At 72.6% G+C, this 16,435-nt stretch carries 12 protein-coding genes; 10 read left to right on the forward strand and 2 right to left on the reverse strand.

The annotated features are described in order from the left end of the window. The first annotated feature begins 163 nt into the window (after positions 1–163). The 10 genes from LZ199_RS34760 to LZ199_RS34805 all read left to right on the forward strand — a co-directional run bounded on the left by LZ199_RS34760 (position 164) and on the right by LZ199_RS34805 (position 12,622). Positions 164–541, forward strand: a complete 378-nt coding sequence (locus LZ199_RS34760) for a response regulator (RefSeq protein ID WP_253998067.1) — start codon at positions 164–166, stop codon at positions 539–541. Continuing rightward, a complete protein-coding gene (locus tag LZ199_RS34765) occupies positions 538–2,583 on the forward strand; it encodes a chemotaxis protein CheA (RefSeq protein WP_253998068.1) in 2,046 nt (681 codons plus the stop codon). Before LZ199_RS34760 ends, LZ199_RS34765 begins: the two co-directional genes overlap by 4 nt. Beyond that, positions 2,580–3,026: a chemotaxis protein CheW gene (locus LZ199_RS34770; RefSeq protein ID WP_253998069.1), complete on the forward strand. Its 447-nt coding sequence runs from the start codon at positions 2,580–2,582 to the stop codon at positions 3,024–3,026. Before LZ199_RS34765 ends, LZ199_RS34770 begins: the two co-directional genes overlap by 4 nt. Continuing rightward, a complete protein-coding gene (locus tag LZ199_RS34775; RefSeq protein ID WP_253998070.1) occupies positions 3,007–5,565 on the forward strand; it encodes a methyl-accepting chemotaxis protein in 2,559 nt (852 codons plus the stop codon). Before LZ199_RS34770 ends, LZ199_RS34775 begins: the two co-directional genes overlap by 20 nt. Further along, positions 5,562–7,931 carry a HEAT repeat domain-containing protein gene (locus tag LZ199_RS34780; protein ID WP_253998071.1) on the forward strand — a complete coding sequence of 790 codons (2,370 nt, stop codon included), beginning with the start codon at positions 5,562–5,564 and terminating at the stop codon, positions 7,929–7,931. The genes LZ199_RS34775 and LZ199_RS34780 overlap by 4 nt, the downstream gene beginning before the upstream one ends. Positions 7,932–7,941: 10 nt before the next feature. Next, positions 7,942–8,763 carry a CheR family methyltransferase gene (locus tag LZ199_RS34785; RefSeq protein ID WP_253998072.1) on the forward strand — a complete coding sequence of 274 codons (822 nt, stop codon included), beginning with the start codon at positions 7,942–7,944 and terminating at the stop codon, positions 8,761–8,763. Continuing rightward, a complete protein-coding gene (gene cheB, locus LZ199_RS34790; RefSeq protein WP_253998073.1) occupies positions 8,760–9,815 on the forward strand; it encodes a chemotaxis-specific protein-glutamate methyltransferase CheB in 1,056 nt (351 codons plus the stop codon). The genes LZ199_RS34785 and cheB overlap by 4 nt, the downstream gene beginning before the upstream one ends. 127 nt (positions 9,816–9,942) lie before the next feature. After that, positions 9,943–10,908 (forward strand): fatty acid desaturase family protein, encoded by a 966-nt coding sequence (locus LZ199_RS34795; RefSeq protein WP_253998074.1) that lies wholly within the window; start codon positions 9,943–9,945, stop codon positions 10,906–10,908. Positions 10,909–11,068: 160 nt separating this feature from the next. Then, positions 11,069–12,190, forward strand: coding sequence for a PilZ domain-containing protein (locus LZ199_RS34800; protein WP_253998075.1), 1,122 nt, complete (start codon positions 11,069–11,071; stop codon positions 12,188–12,190). A gap of 36 nt (positions 12,191–12,226) precedes the next feature. Further along, on the forward strand, positions 12,227–12,622 hold the full coding sequence (locus LZ199_RS34805) for a response regulator (protein ID WP_253998076.1): 396 nt from the start codon (positions 12,227–12,229) through the stop codon (positions 12,620–12,622). Here the strand turns inward: LZ199_RS34805 and LZ199_RS34810 are convergent. Together LZ199_RS34810 and LZ199_RS34815 are read right to left on the reverse strand one after the other, a co-directional pair. After that, on the reverse strand, positions 12,583–14,103 hold the full coding sequence (locus LZ199_RS34810) for a PAS domain-containing sensor histidine kinase (protein ID WP_253998077.1): 1,521 nt from the start codon (positions 14,101–14,103) through the stop codon (positions 12,583–12,585). The genes LZ199_RS34805 and LZ199_RS34810 overlap by 40 nt on opposite strands. A gap of 526 nt (positions 14,104–14,629) precedes the next feature. Beyond that, the gene (locus tag LZ199_RS34815) at positions 14,630–16,414 is read right to left on the reverse strand and encodes a monovalent cation:proton antiporter-2 (CPA2) family protein (protein WP_253998078.1); all 1,785 of its coding nucleotides are present in this window, start codon (positions 16,412–16,414) and stop codon (positions 14,630–14,632) included. Positions 16,415–16,435: the final 21 nt, after the last annotated feature.

Raw genomic sequence — 16,435 nt, forward strand, 5'->3', positions numbered from 1 at the left:
ACTCACACCAGCAGCACGGGGAGGCCGCCGAGCGCTCCCACTGCCGGTCCCTGTCCCAACGTACGATTGTCCTCCACTGGAAGGTGGCGGGGAGGACGCCGAGACGTTCTCTATGCAGGCCGGGGAATCGCTTTAGGTTCGGCACACGTCGCCAGGGGAATTCATGCCAGAGGTGCTCGTCGTCGATGACAGCAAGGTGATGCGGGACATGGTGGTGGCCTGTCTCAGGCCCTACCCGGGCCTGAACTTCACCCATGCGTCCAGCGGGCTGGAGGCCATCGAGCGCCTGTCGCTGAGCCCGTACGACCTGGTGGTGCTGGACCTGAACATGCCGGACATCGGTGGCATCGAGGTGGTGGAGTTCGTGCGCGGGCAGGATCATCTGCGCGCGCTGCCCATCATCATCGTCACCACCCGCGGGGACGATGCGTCGCGCACGCGGGCCCTGACCGCTGGCGCCAACCGCTTCATGACCAAGCCCTTCAAGCCCGATGACATCCTCGCGGAGGCGCGGGGCTTGTTGGAAGAGAAGCCGGCTTGACCGCCTCCGTGGACCTCGCGGACTTCCTCCCCGCCTATCTGGCGGAGGTGGAGGAGCTGCTCGACTCGGCCCACCGCCACTTGATGGCCGTGGAGGCGAGCGCGCGTCGTGGCTCCGCCCATCCGAAGTCCGTGCGGGAGCTGTTCCGCGCGCTGCACACCATCAAGGGCCTGTCCGCCATGGTGGACGTGGAGCCCATCGTCTCCATCTCCCACTGGATGGAGTCGTCGCTGCGTCAGGCCGACCAGGCCGGCGGGCGGCTGCCCGAGTCCAGCGTGGAGCCGTTGATGGAGGGCCTGCGCGCGGTGGAGCAGCGCATGCGCCAGCTCGCCTCGGGCAAGGACGCCGCGCCGGTGCCGCCCGGGCTGCTGGAGCGGCTGGAGGCGCTGGGCGTCTCCACCTCCGTGGTGCCCGGCGCCGCCCGACCCGTCGCCGTGACGCTCGATGAGACCCTGGCGCTCGGCTCCCGGTTGACGCCCGTCGAGCGCGAGCAGCTCACGACGAGCGTGGGCCACCGCCGCCCGATGCGCGTGGACTTCATCCCCGGCGCCGAGCGCGCCGCGCGGGGCATCACCATCAACAGCGTGCGCGAGCGACTGGCGACGCTGGGCGATTTGGTGAAGGTGGTCCCCCTCGCGGGGCCGGCGCCTGGCGGTGGCTCGCTCACCTTCGTGTTGCTGCTGAGCACCGAGGCCTCGGACGCCGTGTTGATGGAGGCCGCCGGCGGCGAGCCCGCCCAGGTGCGCGCGCTGTCCACCCTGACCGCATCCCTGGCTGATGACGGGGCGCCGGCGCCGGTGCGCGAGCCGGAGCTGGAGGAGCCGGAGGAGGGGCGAAGGTCCAGCGGGACCCTGCGGGTGGAGGTGTCCCGGCTGGACGAGGCGCTGGAGCGCCTGGCGTCGCTCGTCGTCAACCGCTCGCGGCTGCAGCGCGCGGTGGCGGACCTGACGGCCGTGGGCGCGCCCACGCGGGAGCTGCGCGCCATCCTCCATGAGAACGGGCGGCAGCTGCGCGACATGCGCGCGGCCATCCTCCGCCTGCGCATGGTGCGCGTGGGGGACGTGCTGGACAGGCTGCCGCTGCTGGTGCGCGGCCTGCGCCGCACCACGGGCAAGCCGGTGCGGCTGGAGATGGACGTGGGCGACGCGGAGCTGGACAAGGCCGTGGCGGACCGCATCTTGCCCGCGCTGGTGCACCTGGTGCGCAACGCGGTGGACCACGCGCTGGAGTCTCCGGAGGAGCGCCGCGCCGCGGGCAAGTCCCTGGAGGGCACCGTGCGCCTGGGCTGCCATGCGAACGCCAGCGGCTGGGTGGACCTCACCGTCACCGACGACGGGCGGGGCGTGGACGCGGAGGCGGTGGCCCGGCGCGCGCGAGTCCCTGCGCCCCGGGACTCGGATGACCTGCTGGAGCTTCTGTGCCGGCCCGGCTTCTCCACCCGCGAGGAGGTCACCTCCACCAGCGGGCGTGGCATGGGCATGGACATCGTCCGGCGCATCGTCGTGGACCAGCTCGGAGGCGACCTGCGCCTGGAGACGCGCGTGGGGGTGGGCACCACCTTCCACCTGCGCGTGCCCCTGACGATTACCCTGCTGGACGCCATCATCTTCGAGTGCGCGGGCCTGCGCTACGCGGTGGCGGTGGGCTCCGTGGAGGAGCTCATCGAGGTGGAGGCCGCGCGGGTGGTGCGGCCCGCGGGTGCCCACGGCGTGGCCCTGGTGGAGCGCCGGGGCCAGGCGGTGTCGCTGGTGTCGCTGGCTCAGTTGCTGGGCTCCGCGTCCGCGCAGCAGGCGGTCGACGCCACGCCCGCGCGGGGGCTGGTGGTGCGGCAGCGTGGAGACCTGGTGGCGTTTGGAGTGGACCGGTTGCTCGGTCAGCAGGAAATCGTGCTGCGCCCGCTGGAGGACCCGCTCGTGCGGGTGCCCGGGGTGGCGGGAGCCACGGACCTGGGGGATGGCCAGCCCACGCTGGTGCTGGACCTGAATGCGCTGGGAGCGGCGCGCCGCCCGGGGGCCGGGGGACGAGAGGAGCGCGCGACATGAGCGTGCTGCATGTGGTGTTCAAGGTGGATGGCGCCGAGTACGTGCTGCCGGCGTCGGATGTCCTCCAGATGGAGTCCTTCACCGGGGCCACGCCCGTGCCAGGAGCGCCCGCGCATGTCGCGGGGCTGGTGCAGGTGCGGGGCCGCGTCATTCCCGTCGTCGACGCGCGCAGGCGCTTCGGGTTGCCGGCGCTGGAGCGCTCGCTCGACACGCGGGTGGTGGTGGGGCAGCTGGGGACGCGGACGGTGGGGCTGTTGGTGGACAGCGCGCGCGAGGTCTTGAAGCTGGACCCCGCGAAGTTCCAGCCGCCGCCACCCTTGGTGGTGGAGGGCTCGAAGGGGTTCGTGAAGGCCGTGGCCCAGGTGGGGCCCAGGCTGGTGATGCTCATCGATTTCCCCCGGGTCATCGGGGAGGAGACGCCGGATGGCGACGGAAAACGGTAATGGCCCCCAGGGGCAGGATGACGCGCGCGGCCTGACCGAGCGCTTGTCGCGAGGCGTCCGTGAGGGCGCGGCGCTGCTGCAGGACGCGGAGGCGCTCGCCTCGCGGCTGGCCGCCAGCGGCAACGAGCAGGCCGCGGCCTCCGAGCAGGTGCGCGCCTCCATCGAGTCGGTGGCCGCCCACGTCGAGGCGACGAGCACGGCGGCGCAGACGCTCGCGCGCTCCCAGCGCACGGTGAGCGACTCCGCCCGCACGCTGCAGCAGGAGGCGGAGGTCACCGCGGGCTCCGTGCAGGAGGTCAGCGCGTCGGTGGCGGGCGTGCGCAAGGACGCGGCCCACCTGGCGGCGGAGGCGGACACCACCGCCGCCACGCTGGAGCAGGTGTCGCGTTCGGTGAAGACGGTCAACGCCAACGCGGAGGACCTGGCCGCCGCCAGCGAGGAGTTGCTCGCGTCCATGACGGAGATGAACTCCACCGTGGCGGACCTGGTGGCGCGCAACCAGTCGGGCGCGGCCTCCACGGAGGAGGTGGGCGCGACGATTGAGGAGATGGCCAAGGGAATCGCCCGGCTGTCCACCGACGCCCAGGGCATGGGGGAGCGGGTGACGCTGGTGACGGGCGCGGTGGTGGGGCTGGGCAAGTCGCTGAGCGACCTGGCCCGCGATGCCACCTCCATGTCCTCCGGCGTGGAGGAGACGGCGTCCACCGCGGAGGAGCTGGCGCGCAGCGTGCGCGGCGTGGCGGAGAGCGCGCGCGTGCTGGAGACGCACGCGGCCTCCACCGCCTCCACCGTGGAGGAGGTGGCCGCCAGCGTCGAGGAGGTGGCCGCCACCGCGGAGAAGAACGCCGCCGTGGTGGACGCCAACGCGGCGACGATTGAGCAGCTCGCGCGCTCCGCCCAGTCCGTGGCCAAGGCGTCCGAGGCCATCAACACCCTGGCGGCCACCAGCGCCAGCGCGTCCTCGCAGCTGGAGGTGTCCACGCGGCGGGTGGCGCAGATGGGCGAGGAGGCGCGCGCCACGTCGGACCGGGTGGGCACCATCGCCCGCGAGGGTGGCGCCACGGTCGTGCGCTCCATCGCCGGCTTCAGCCGCATCCGTCAGTCCATCGTCGAGTCCTCCGGCGTCATGAAGGAGATGGGCAAGCGCGCCGAGGAGATTGGCGACATCGTCCAGACCATCAACCTCATCGCCGACCGCACCAACCTCCTGTCCCTCAACGCGAGCATCGAGGCGGCGCGCGCCGGGGAGCACGGGCGCGGCTTCGCGGTGGTGGCGGAGGAGATTCGCGCCCTGGCGGACCGCGCGGCGGCGGCCAGCTCGGACGTGGCGAAGATTGTGCGCGGCCTGCAGACGACGGCGCGCGAGGCGGCGAGCGCGAGCGCGGAGGGCATGCGCGCCGCGGACGAGGGCGCGGCGCTGGCGTCGGACGCGGAGCGGGCCCTGTCCACCATCCTCAAGGGCGTGGACGACGTGGGGCAGAACGTGCGCGAGGTGAACCGCGCCACGGGTGAGCAGGTGCAGGCGGTGCAGGCGCTGGCGCAGGGCACCGCGAAGATGAGCGAGCAGGGCCGCGTCATCGCCACGTCCGCGACGGAGCAGGCGCAGGCGGCCCAGGCGCTGGCGCAGGGCGGCACGGAGATGCGGCGCATGGCCCGGCAGACGACGCAGGCCACCGCGGACCAGGCCCGCGCGCTGCGCGACGTGGTGCGCTCCAACGGGCAGCTGTCGGAGGTCGCCCAGAAGGTGTCCCGCGCGGTGCAGGAGCAGGCGGCGGCGGCGGCGGACCTGTCCAAGGGCGCGGCCCAGATGCGCCAGCTGGTGCAGGGCGTGAGCGCCGTCGTGGGGACGCAGAGCAAGGAGGTGACGGGGATGGGGCAGGCGGCCCAGGACCTGTCGAGCACCACCCAGCGCACCCTGTCGGGGCTGTCCGAGCAGGCCAAGGCGGCGGCGGAAGTCGCGCGCGCCATGGAGGAGACGCGCAAGGAGGTGGCCCAGTCCGCGCGCGGCATGGCGGAGCAGGCGCGCGCGCTCAAGCAGGGCGAGACGGCCAGCCGCCAGGTGGCGAAGCTGGCGTCGTCCGTGACGCGTGCCACCGACGAGCAGGCCCAGGCGCTCGTCGCGCTGGTGAAGGGCGCGGACGAGGTGCGGCGGGTGGCCAAGGGCACGGCGCGCGCGCTGGACGAGCAGTCGGAGGTGCTGACGGCGCTGGCGGCCTCCGCGCAGCGGCAGGCCACGGGCACCGCCGCGGTGGCGCGCGCCAGTGGCGAGGCCACGCAGGTGATGGATGGCCTGGCGAAGGGCGTGGAGGAGATGCGGGTGAGGGCGAGGGAAATCACCACCACCACCGCGCAGCAGGTCCGCACGTCGGCGGCCACCGCGGGAGAGGTGCGCGAGGTGGCGGGGCGACTGACGCACCTGTCGCGGCTCCAGGCGGAGCAGGTGGAGAGCCTGGAGCGGTTGGGGAGTGTGCTGGGGAGCGGTGGCACCCCGCAGGCCCCCGAGGCGGGGGGCTCGCGCTCCCGGGAGCGACAGACATGACGGAAACGACTTCCGTGACGGCCTCCCCCTTGTTCCTGTCCTTGGAGGACAGGGCGCGGGTGGAGGAGGTGGAGCAGCTGGCCCGCAGGGGCGCGGGCAGCCTGGAAGCGCTGGTGGCCGGGCTGGACACGTCGAGCTGGGCGGTGCGTCGCGCCGTCGTGGCGGCGCTCGCGCGGCTGGGCACTCCGGCGGTGCCCGCGCTGTGCGACGTGCTGCGCCACCGGCGCGACAACGAGGCGCGGCTGGCGGCCGCGGTGGAGGCACTGGTGGCCTCCACGGGTTCGGTGGAGGAGTCGCTGGAGACGCTGGCGGACAGCCCCTCCGCGGCCATCGTCTGTGACGCCGCGCAGGTGCTGGGGCGGCGGCGCAGCCGGCGCTCGGTGCCGCTCCTGGCGCGGCTCACCGTGCACCCGGACGACAACGTCGCGGTGGCGGCCATCGAGGCGCTGGGCCGCATTGGCGGCGGCGCGGCGGTGGACGCGCTGCTGGCGGCGCTGGGCAGCGGCAACTTCTTCCGCATCTTCCCCGCCATCGACGTGCTGGGCAGGTGCGGGGACCCGACGGTGGTGCCCGCGCTGCTGGGCCTGCTGGCGGACCCCTTCTACGCGCTGGAGTCGGCGCGCGCGCTGGGCCGCACGGGCCAGGACGCGGCGGTGCCCTCGCTGGTGAGCCTGTTGCGGCGGGGCAATGACGGGCTGGTGCGCGTGGCGGCGGTGGCGCTGGTGGACATCCACGAGGCGCAGGTGCAGCGCTTCGGCGGCGCGCGCGCGGTGCAGGCCGCGCTGCGCTCCGGCAGTGACTTGTCCATGCTGGGCCGCAGGCTGGCGCAGGCCATCAGCAGCGCGGACTCGACGGAGCGGGCCGCGCTGGCGCGGCTTTTGGGCTGGGTGGGCGGGCAGGACGCGGCGGCGGGCCTCCTGCGGCTGTTGGACGGGCCGGACCCGACGGTGGCGCGCGCGGCGGCGAGCGCCCTGGCGGAGCTGGGGGCGGATGCGGACGAGCAGATTCTGCAGTCGCTCCAGGACGGAGACAGCGCCCGGCGCCGGGTGCTGCTGCCGCTGGTGGGGCGCCGCGCGTCGGCGGTGCGGGAGGTGATGGCGTGTCTGGAGGACCGGGAGGCGTCCGTGCGCGCGCTGGCGGCGGACACGCTGTCGCGCATCGGCGACACGTCCGCGGTGCCCGTGCTCTTCCAGCGCCTCGTCGACGACGACGCGCGCGTGGTGCAGGCCGCCACGGGCGCCATCCAGTCCCTGGGCAGCGAGCAGACGGAGGACCTGGCGCTCCAGGCGGCGCGCTCTCCGGACGCGCGCCTGCGCCGCGCGGCGCTGCGCATCATCTCCTACTTCGGCTATCCCCGAGGCCTGGAGGTGCTGCTGTCGGCCATGCGCGACTCGGACGAGCGGCTGCGCGACGCGGCCATCTACGGCCTGCCCTTCATCGAGGACCCGCGCGCGGTGGACGCGCTCCTGACGGCGGCCACCCACGAGTCGGAGCGCACGCGCGCGGCGGCCATGCGCGCGCTGGGGCAGACGGAGAAGGAGGCGCGCATCACCTCCACGCTGCTCGGCGGCCTCAACGACCGAGACCCGTGGGTGCGCTACTACGCGTGCCAGTCGCTGGGGAAGCTGAACGAAGAGGCCGCCGCGGACGCGATTGTCGCGCTGGCGGACGACGACGCGGGGCAGGTGCGCGTGGCGGTGGTGGACGCGCTGGCGCACATGCACACGGAGAGCGCCATGACGGCGCTGCGGCGCGCGGCGGCCAGCACCGACGAGGACGTGCGGCGCGCGGCGCTCCTGGGGTTGGGTGTGGCGCGGCGTCAGGACGCGCTGCCCGTGCTGCTGGAGGCCTCGTCGTCCGAGGACGCCGCCACGCGCCTGGTCGCGCTGTCCGCCGTGGCCGAGTACGAGGCCCCGGAGACGCTGCCCGCGCTGCTGCACGCGGCCAGTGACAGGGACGACAGCGTGCGCAGCGCGGCGGTGGGCTTCCTGGCCACGCGCCCGGGCGTCCATGCCACCCAGGCCCTGGTGTCGCTCCTGGGGGACATGACGGTGCGCGAGCGGGTGGTGAGCGCGCTGGCGCTGCCCATGGAGGGGCGGCTGCCGGGGCTGCTCACCGCGCTGGACGTGGCGGACGAGGTGACGGCGCCCTTGCTGGTGGCGGCCCTGGCGCGGATGCGCAGGGCGGACGCGCGCGCCGCGCTCCTTCAAGTCCTGGAGACCTCCAGCGCCTCGGCCCGCCGCGCCGCCGTGCCCGCGGTGAATGCGCTGGGGACCCTGGAGGCCCGCGACGCGCTGGAGCGCGCCTCCCTGCGTGACGAGGACCCGGAAGTCCGGCGGGCCTGCCTCCTGGCCTTGGGGAAGTGACAAGGACGTCATGCCTTCCCTGCCGATGTCCCCCCAGGTCTTCTCCATCCTCGCCGCGCTCATCGAGCAGCGCGCGGGGCTTCACTACGCGGCGGAGGACCGCGAGCTGTTGTCCGACAAGGTGTCGGACCGGGCGCAGGAAGCGGGCTTCGACTCGCTGCTCGACTACTACTACTTCCTCCGGTACGACCCGGCGGGCTCGGCCGCGCTGGACTCCCTGGTGGACTCGCTGCTCGTGCACGAGACGTACTTCTTCCGGGAGCCGCTGCCGCTGTCGGTGCTGGTGGAGGACGTGCTCGCGCCCCGGGTGCGCTCAGGCCAGAAGCCCCGCGTGTGGTGCTCGGCGTGCTCCACCGGCGAGGAGCCCCTGACGCTGGCGATGATGCTGGCGGACCGGGGGCTGCTCTCCGGCGTGGAAATCCTGGCCAGTGACTTGAGCACCCGGGCCCTGGAGCGCGCTCGCACCGGCGAGCACAACCTGCGCGCCACGCGCGCGCTGCCGCCCGGGGTGGAGGGGCGCTGGCTGGAGCAGGTGGACGGACGCACCCGGCCCAAGCAGGAGCTGGTGGACGCGGTGGAGTGGCGCCGCATCAACCTGGTGGACGAGGCGACGGTGGCGAAGCTGGGCCAGTTCGACGCCATCGTCTGCCGCAATGTCCTCATCTATTTCCAGGATGAGACGGCGCGCCGGGTGGTGGCGTCGCTCACCCAGGCGCTGAAGCCCGGAGGCCAGCTGGTGGTGGGCACCTCCGAGTCGCTGCTGCGCTTCGGCACCGCGCTCTCCTGCGAGGAGCGGCGCGGCGTCTTTTTTTATGGCAAGGCGGGTGGATGACGGTGGTTGCTCCCATTCGTGTGTTGGTGGTGGACGACTCGGCGTTCGCCCGCAAGGTGCTGCGCCAGGTGCTCTCCAACGCGGAGGGCATCGAGGTGGTGGACACCGCGCGCGACGGCCTGGACGCCCTGGAGAAGGTGTCGGAGCTCAAGCCCGACGTCCTCACGCTGGACCTGGTCATGCCGGGCCTGGACGGGCTCGGCGTGCTGCGCGCGCTGGACTCCCTGCCGGACGCGCCGCGCGTCGTGGTGGTGAGCAGCACGGGTGAGGAGAGCGAGCTGGCGGTGGCCGCCCTCCAGGCTGGCGCGGTGGAGCTGGTGCACAAGCCCTCCGCGCTCGCCACGGACCGGCTCTATGAGCTGGGCGCGGAGCTGGTGGAGAAGGTGCGCACCGCCGCGCGCGTGTCCCGGCGTCCCTGGCGCCTGCCGTCTTCCAGCTCGCCCCCCACCGCGACGGCCTCGGCCCAGGACGTGGCGGGGCCGGCGCGCAACCTGGTGGTGGTGGGCACCTCCACCGGGGGCCCCCAGGCCCTCACGCGCCTCTTGTCGATGATGCCCGCGGACTTCCCCGCGCCCATGGCGCTCGCGCTGCACATCCCCCCGGGCTACACGGAGGCGGTGGCGCGCCGGCTGGACGCGCTGTGCCCGCTGGAGGTGCGCGAGGCCGAGGACGGCCTGGAGCTGCGCCCCGGCCGCGTCGTGCTCGCGCGCGCGGGCCAGCACCTCAAAATCGAGCGGCACGGCGCCCTCACCCTGGGCCGCGTGGACCGACATCCGGTGCAGATGCCGCACCACCCCTCCGTGGACGTCCTCTTCGAGAGCGCGGCCCGCACGTGGGGCAAGGACACGGTGGGCCTGGTGCTCACCGGCATGGGCGACGACGGGCGGGAGGGCGCGCGCGCCATCCGGGCCGCGGGCGGCACCATCCTGACTGAGTCCGAGTCCTCCTGTGTCGTCTACGGCATGCCTCGCGCCGTCGACGAAGCGGGCCTCTCCAACGCCACTGCGCCCCTGGATGGGATGATGGCGTTGCTGCTCGCTCAGCTCCGCTGACTTCGGGAAAAACCGGGTGGGGGCACCGTCGCCCGCACCCCTACATGGTGAGGAAGGGGGCGGCCTTGCCCCCAGGCCCGAGCGATAGTTTTGGTTCTGCACGGAAGCGTCAGGCAGACTGCCGGCCATGCTCCGTTACCGCGCCGACATTCGAACCCTCCTCTGGTGCCTGGCGATGGCCGTGGTGGCCCTCTCGATGTACGCGGCCCCCGCGCTCATCCCCTACCTGTGCCCGCTCGCGTGCTACCTGGCGCTGTCCGCGGGCGTCATCGCCCACAACCACAACCACTGCCCCACCTTCCGCAACCGGAAGATGAACGAGGCGATGGGCATGTGGCTGTCGTTGTTCTACGGCTACCCCACCTTCGTGTGGATTCCGACGCACAACCTCAACCACCACAAGTTCGTGAACAAGGCGGGCGACGCCACCATCACCTGGCGCTACTCGAAGAAGCACAACTTCCTCGTCGCCTTCCTCTTCCCCTTCGTCTCCACGTACTGGCAGCAGGAGCCGACGAAGGCCTTCATCGAGAAGGCGCGCACGCGCAACCGCGCCCTGTTCCGCCAAATCGTCCTCCAGTACGTCGTCTGGGGCGGCACGCACGCGGCGCTCGTCGCGCTGGCCATCTACCTGCACGGCATCGCGGGCGGCCTGCGCATCTGGGCCTTCGCGTTCCTGATTCCGGCCTTCTTCTCGCTGTGGACCATCATGTTCTTCAACTACATCCAGCACGTCCACTCGGACCCCTGGAGCGAGCACGACCACAGCCGCAGCTTCACCGGCCGCCTCATCAACTTCTTCCTCTTCAACAACGGCCTGCACGCCGTCCACCACGAGACGCCGGGCCTGCACTGGAGCCTCCTGCCCCAGGCCCACGCGAAAATCGCGGCGGACATCGACCCGGAGCTCAAGCCCGTCAGCTTCTTCGGCTGGTGCTTCCGCTCCTACGTGCTGGCGCCCTTCTTCCCCCGCTTCGGCACGAAGCAGGTGGGCCGTGCCCCGTATGACCCGCCCGCGGGTGGCACCGTCGACGTGTCCTTCGGCGACGAGCTGCAGGCGGTGGACTCCGGAGTGAACGTCGCGCGCGTCTGACGCACCCGCACACGTGTGCGGCCTGTGTGTGTCTTTGTCTTGTATTCCCCATCTCTCCCTGGAATCTGACCAGGGGGAGTATTCGCCATGTGGCTGATTCTCGTATCTCGCGGTCAGAGGTACGGGCGGGCTGGGGGGGAAGCAGACACGGAGGCACCACATGAGGATGGCCCCAGGCCCTGTCCGACCTATCACCCGCGAGGCGCCGCCTTCGCCCCGGGTGCTGTGGGTGGGGGTGGCGGGGGAGGCGTGGCTGGCCCTGTCGCGCGCGGCCCGGGCGCTGGGCTGTGAGCCGGTGCAGGCGTCGCTGCCCGGCGCGGTGAGCCTGGAGCTGTCGCGCGCGCGTCCCCGGCTGGTGCTGGTGCACTGGCGCCAGGTCCAGGAGCGAGGCCCCGGAGGGCTCAGCGGCCTCAAGGCCCGCGTGGGCGCGTCGGGTGCGCCCGTCATCCTGGTGGCGGAGCCGGAGACGCCCGCCGAGGTGCTGGAGGCCGCGGACGCCGAGGGCATCGAAGACTGTCTGTTGACGCCGGTGGGTGAGGCGGCGGTGCGGGCTCGACTGTCGGCGCTGCTGGGCGCGCGGGTGCTCCCCGCCGCGAGCGAGCGCTACAGCCCCCGCGTGGTGTTGCTGGCCGGAGCGGGCGGCGCGCGCACGTGGGCGGGGCTGGGCTCGCTCCTGGAGGTGTCTGGCCACCACCTGCTGTACAGCGCCACGGTGGAGGGCGCGGCCGCGCGGGTGGAGGAGCACGGCGCCGCGCCCCACCTGCTCGTCGTCGTGGGGGACGGGGCGTGGGGTGGCGTGTGGGCGCGCGCGGGCGCTGTCGCCCGCTCGTTGCTGGAGGGTGTGCCCTCGCTGACGGTGACGCCAGCGGAGAGCGGGCGCGGGGCGGTGACGCTCCTGCCGCGCATCCACTCCATGCTGGGCCGGGAGGGCGCGTCGCTGCGGGTGGAGGAGCGGGTGCCCTTCTGCTGCCCCGTCGAGTTCTGCGAGAGCGGCCCGCAGGGGCTGGCGTGGACGTCGGGCGTGTCCTTCGCGCTGAGCCCCGGGGGCCTCTTCGTGCGCACGCTGGTGCCCGCTCGGCCCGGCTCGTCGGTGACGCTGCGCATCCACCTGCCCACCACGGGCGAGCGGCTGGAGTCCCACGGCGTGGTGGCGTGGGCCAATCCCTATGTGCCGCGCGAAGGGCTGTGTTTTCCCCATGGCATGGGTGTGCGGTTCCTGGGCATGGGCCCGCCGCGGTTGATGCACCTGCGCCAGCTCTGTCAGGCCACGGCCTCGCCCTGAGGGCCGAGGCTCCGCTCGCTCCGGAGGTGCTTCGTCATGCGGCGCAAGAAGGTCCTCCTCGTCGATGACTCGCACACGGTGCTGATGCTGCACCGGATGATGATGGTGGAGCGCGGCTTCGAGACGCTCATCGCCCGCGACGGGCTGGAGGCGCTGGAGCGCGTGCGGGACGAGGCGCCGGACCTCGTCGTGCTCGACATCCTGATGCCGAACCTGGACGGCCTGGAGACGTGCCGGGCGCTGCGCGAGCGCGAGCCCACGCGCCACACGCCCATCATCCTGTGCAGCACGCGGATGGAGCCGGACTGCGTGCAGGCGGGCTTCGAGAGCGGCTGCACCGACTACCTCACCAAGCCCTTCGCGGGCTCGGAGCTGGCGGCGCTCCTGAATCGCTACTTGGGCTCGGAGCGGGGCACGCGCGGCGGGGGCTGACCGGGAGGCCGCGCCGGCAGCGAGCGGCGGGGCAGCGTCACCATGAACGTCGTGCCCTCCTCCTCGGTGGAGCTGACCTCGATTCCACCGCCGTGCGCCTGGACGATTTCCCGGACGATGTAGAGGCCCAGGCCGTAGCTCATCTTCAGCGTGCGCGTCGTCTGCGGGCCGCTGCGGAAGGGCTCGAAGAGGTGGGGCAGCAGGTGCGCGGGGATGGGGCGCCCGCCGTTGTGCACCTCCAGCACCAGCTTGTTGGCCCGAGCCACGCGCGCCACCAGCTTCACGGGCGTGTCCGCGGGGCCGAACTTCAGCGCGTTCTCCAGGAGGTTCGAGGCCACCTGTCCCAGCCGGTCCGGGTCCCACATGCCCTGGGTGTTGCCCTTGTGCTCCACCTCGATGACGCGGTCGGGGTAGGCCACGCGGAACTCGTGGGCCACGCGCTCCACCAGGTCCTTGAGGTCCACCGGCCGGGGCTCAATCGCCACGCCGCCCATCAGCCGCGTGCGCGTGAAGTCCAGGAGCAGGCGGGTGAGCCGCTCGATGCGCACCGCCGCGGTGGCGATGCGCTGGCTGGTGCGCCGGGCGTCCTCGGCCGTGCCGGACTCCGCCATGACGCGAGACCAGTTCATGATGGCGCCCAGCGGGCTGCGGATGTCGTGGCTGACGATGCCCATCAGCTGCTCCTGGAACTCGGAGTGCCGACGCGCCTCTTCCTCCGCCCACTTGCGCTGGGTGATGTCGCGGCTGATGCCGAACAGGCCCACCACCTTGCCCTCCGCGTCCCGCAGCACGCCCTTGGTGGACAGCCACACGCGGGGGCCCTCGACGCCCGGCTGGCCGTCCTCGTAGGTGACGGTGCGGCCGAAGGCGAGCACCTCCCTGTCGTTGGCGGCGTTGACGCGGGCGACTTCGGGCGGGAACAGCTCGTGGTCCGTGCGGCCCACCATCTGCGCGACTTCGTAGCCCACCGCGCGCGCGCCGGCCTGGTTGATGAGCTGGTAGCGGCCCTCCAAGTCCTTCGTGTAGACGGCGTCCGTCGTGCCCTCGTGGATGGCGCGGAACACCTCGCTGGCGCGCCGCAGCTCCTCGCGCACCCGGTGCTCTCCGGTGATGTCGCGGCAGTGCACCAGCAGGCCCCCGGGCACCGCGCGCGCGCGCACGTCGAAGCACAGCTCCCGGTCCGGCCACTCGTGCTCGAAGCGCGCGGCGGCCTGCTGGGTGGCGGGCTGCTCGAAGCGCAGGTGCTGGCGCAGCTCCAGCAGGCCAGGGCACGCGCGGCGCACGTCGTCACCAGGGCCGGCGGCGCCGTCCAGCAGCTCCACCATGCGCGGGCTGACGTAGGTGAAGCGCCACGCGGCGTCGAGCGTGAAGAAGGCGTCCGGCAGTCCCTCCAGGAGCGCATGGAGCGGTACGCCGGACGCCTCGGATGTCGCGGGCGGGGCCGGGGGACGCTGGCGCTTCTTGGCGGGGGTGGGGGGCATGCGTCGTGGGGTTTCGCGGGAGGCCAGGGTCCAGGGGTGAGCGGAGCGGGATGGGCCGTCAGCCCGTGGGCGGACGGTCCGGCGCGTTCCCTGGCGCCCATGGGGGAGCGCCTGGCGTGCGAAGCCGTCGCGGCGCGGCCCCTGTCGCCCGGACGCGAGCGAAGGGCGCCACTGGCGCGGGGGCGCTTCGTGCTTCCGCGTGGGCCGATGCACGGAAGGGGGCGAGGATGAGGGCTGCGGTGAGGCGGAGGCGCATCCGGGCTGAACCATACCCCGCTCGCCGTCTCCCGCGAGCGGCCCCTGGAGTCTCACCCCCTTGCTCGGCGCATTCCGGGGGTTGGAGGGCCTCCGGCTGCAACTCGAACGGATGAATGCGCTCCAGGTGAATACGGGTTCAGATAGCCTGGAAAATCGAGCTGACCTGGGATGTACCGCTTTGGACTCGAGTCCAGGAGACCCGGCAGGTGGGCTGGCCGGGGCTCGGGGGCGGGGCGGGCCCGTCTGGGGACTCCACCCCGGCGGTGGCTCAGGCGGACTTCTTGGCCTCGGCGTCGTCCTGTTCGAAGAGGCTCTCCAGCTCCTTTCGGGCGCGGGCGGCGGCCTCCACCAGCTTCTGCTCATCGCGGTGGAAGTGGGCCGACTCGCGCAGGAGCTTCTCGTCGTGCTCCCTCAGGCGCTCCATGACGCGGTGGCTCTCGGAGAAGGTGAGGCCCATCGTCTGGAGGATGTCGCCGCCCATCTCGATGCTGCCGGCGAGCGTCTCGCGCATGACGTGCTCGATGCCCAGGTCCAGCAGGCGGTAGGCGTGCGTCCGGTTGCGGGCGCGGGCGAAGATGGTGAGGTGGGGGAAGTGCTCCTTCACCGTCTGGGCGGTGCGCATGGAGGCCTCGACGTCGTCGATGGCGAGCACGAAGACGCGGGCCTTGTCGGCGCGCGCGGCGCGCAGCAAGTCCAACCGGGAGGCGTCGCCGTAGAACACCTGGCTGCCGAAGCGCTTCATGAAGTCGATGTGCTCGGGGCTGGCGTCAATCGCGGTGAAGGTGATGCGCTTGGCGCGCAGCAGGCGGCCGACGACCTGACCCACGCGGCCGAAGCCGGCGATGATGACGGGGTGGTCCTCGTCGGGGGCGACGTCGTACTCGCGGGCCTTCGTCTTCTTCTGGAAGCGGGGGCGGCCCCAGCGCTCATAGGCGACGTAGAGCAGCGGCGTGGTGGCCATGGACAGGCCCACGACGACGACGAGCAGGTCCGCCAGCTCCGTGGACATGACGTGGAAGGACACGGCGAGGGCGAAGAGGACGAAGGCGAACTCGCCGCCCTGGGAGATGACGACGCCCAGGCTGAGCGCCGGCTCGTCCTCCTTGAGGTTGTAGCGTCCCAGGCCGTAGAGCACGGCGCCCTTGAGCAGGACGAGGCCGACGACGAGGCCGGTGATGAGCCCGGGGCGCTCGATGATGAGGCCCAGGTTCACGCTCATGCCCACGGCGATGAAGAACAGGCCGAGCAAGAGGCCCTTGAAGGGCTCGATGTCGGCCTCGAGCTCGTGGCGGTACTCGGACTCGGACAGGAGCACGCCGGCGAGGAACGCGCCCAGGGCCATGGAGAGGCCCACGGCGTTGAGGAGGGCGGCGGTGCCGACGACGACGAGCAGCGCGGTGGCGGTGAAGAGCTCCTGGCTGTGGAAGGACGCGACGGCGCGGAAGAGCGGGCGCAGGAGGAAGCGGCCGGAGAGCACGACGCTGACGAGGACGACGAGCACCTTGAAGCCGGTGCGCCAGCCGGGCTCGGCGGAGGCGGCGTCCGTGTGGCCGAGCAGGGGGAGCAGGGCCAGGAGGGGAATGACGGCCAGGTCCTGGAAGAGGAGGATGCCGAAGGCGAGCCGGCCGTAGCCGGTGGTGAGCTGGTTGCGCTCGGCGAGGAGCTGGAGGGCGAAGGCGGTGGAGGAGAGGGACAGGCCGAAGCCGGCGATGACGGCGGTGCCCAGCGGCAGTCCGAAGAGGAAGCAGGCGGTGGCGAGCAGCGCGCCGGAGATGAGCACCTGGGCGCCGCCCATGCCGAAGACGGAGTGGCGCAGGTTCCACAGGCGGGAGGGCTGCAGCTCCAGGCCGATGACGAACAGGAGGAGCACGACGCCCAGCTCGGAGAAGTGGAGGACGTTCTCCACATCGCCGATGAGCTGGGCGCCGGAGGGGCCGATGATGGCGCCGGCCACCAGGTAGCCGAGCACCGAGCCCAGTCCGAGCCGCTTGAACAGCGGAACCGACACCACCGCGGCACCCAGGAACACCAGCGCCTGATGCAGGAAGGACATGCCCCGCTTCCTCGCACGGAC

Origin of the sequence: Myxococcus qinghaiensis, assembly GCF_024198215.1 — a bacterium.
Lineage (GTDB): Bacteria > Myxococcota > Myxococcia > Myxococcales > Myxococcaceae > Myxococcus > Myxococcus qinghaiensis.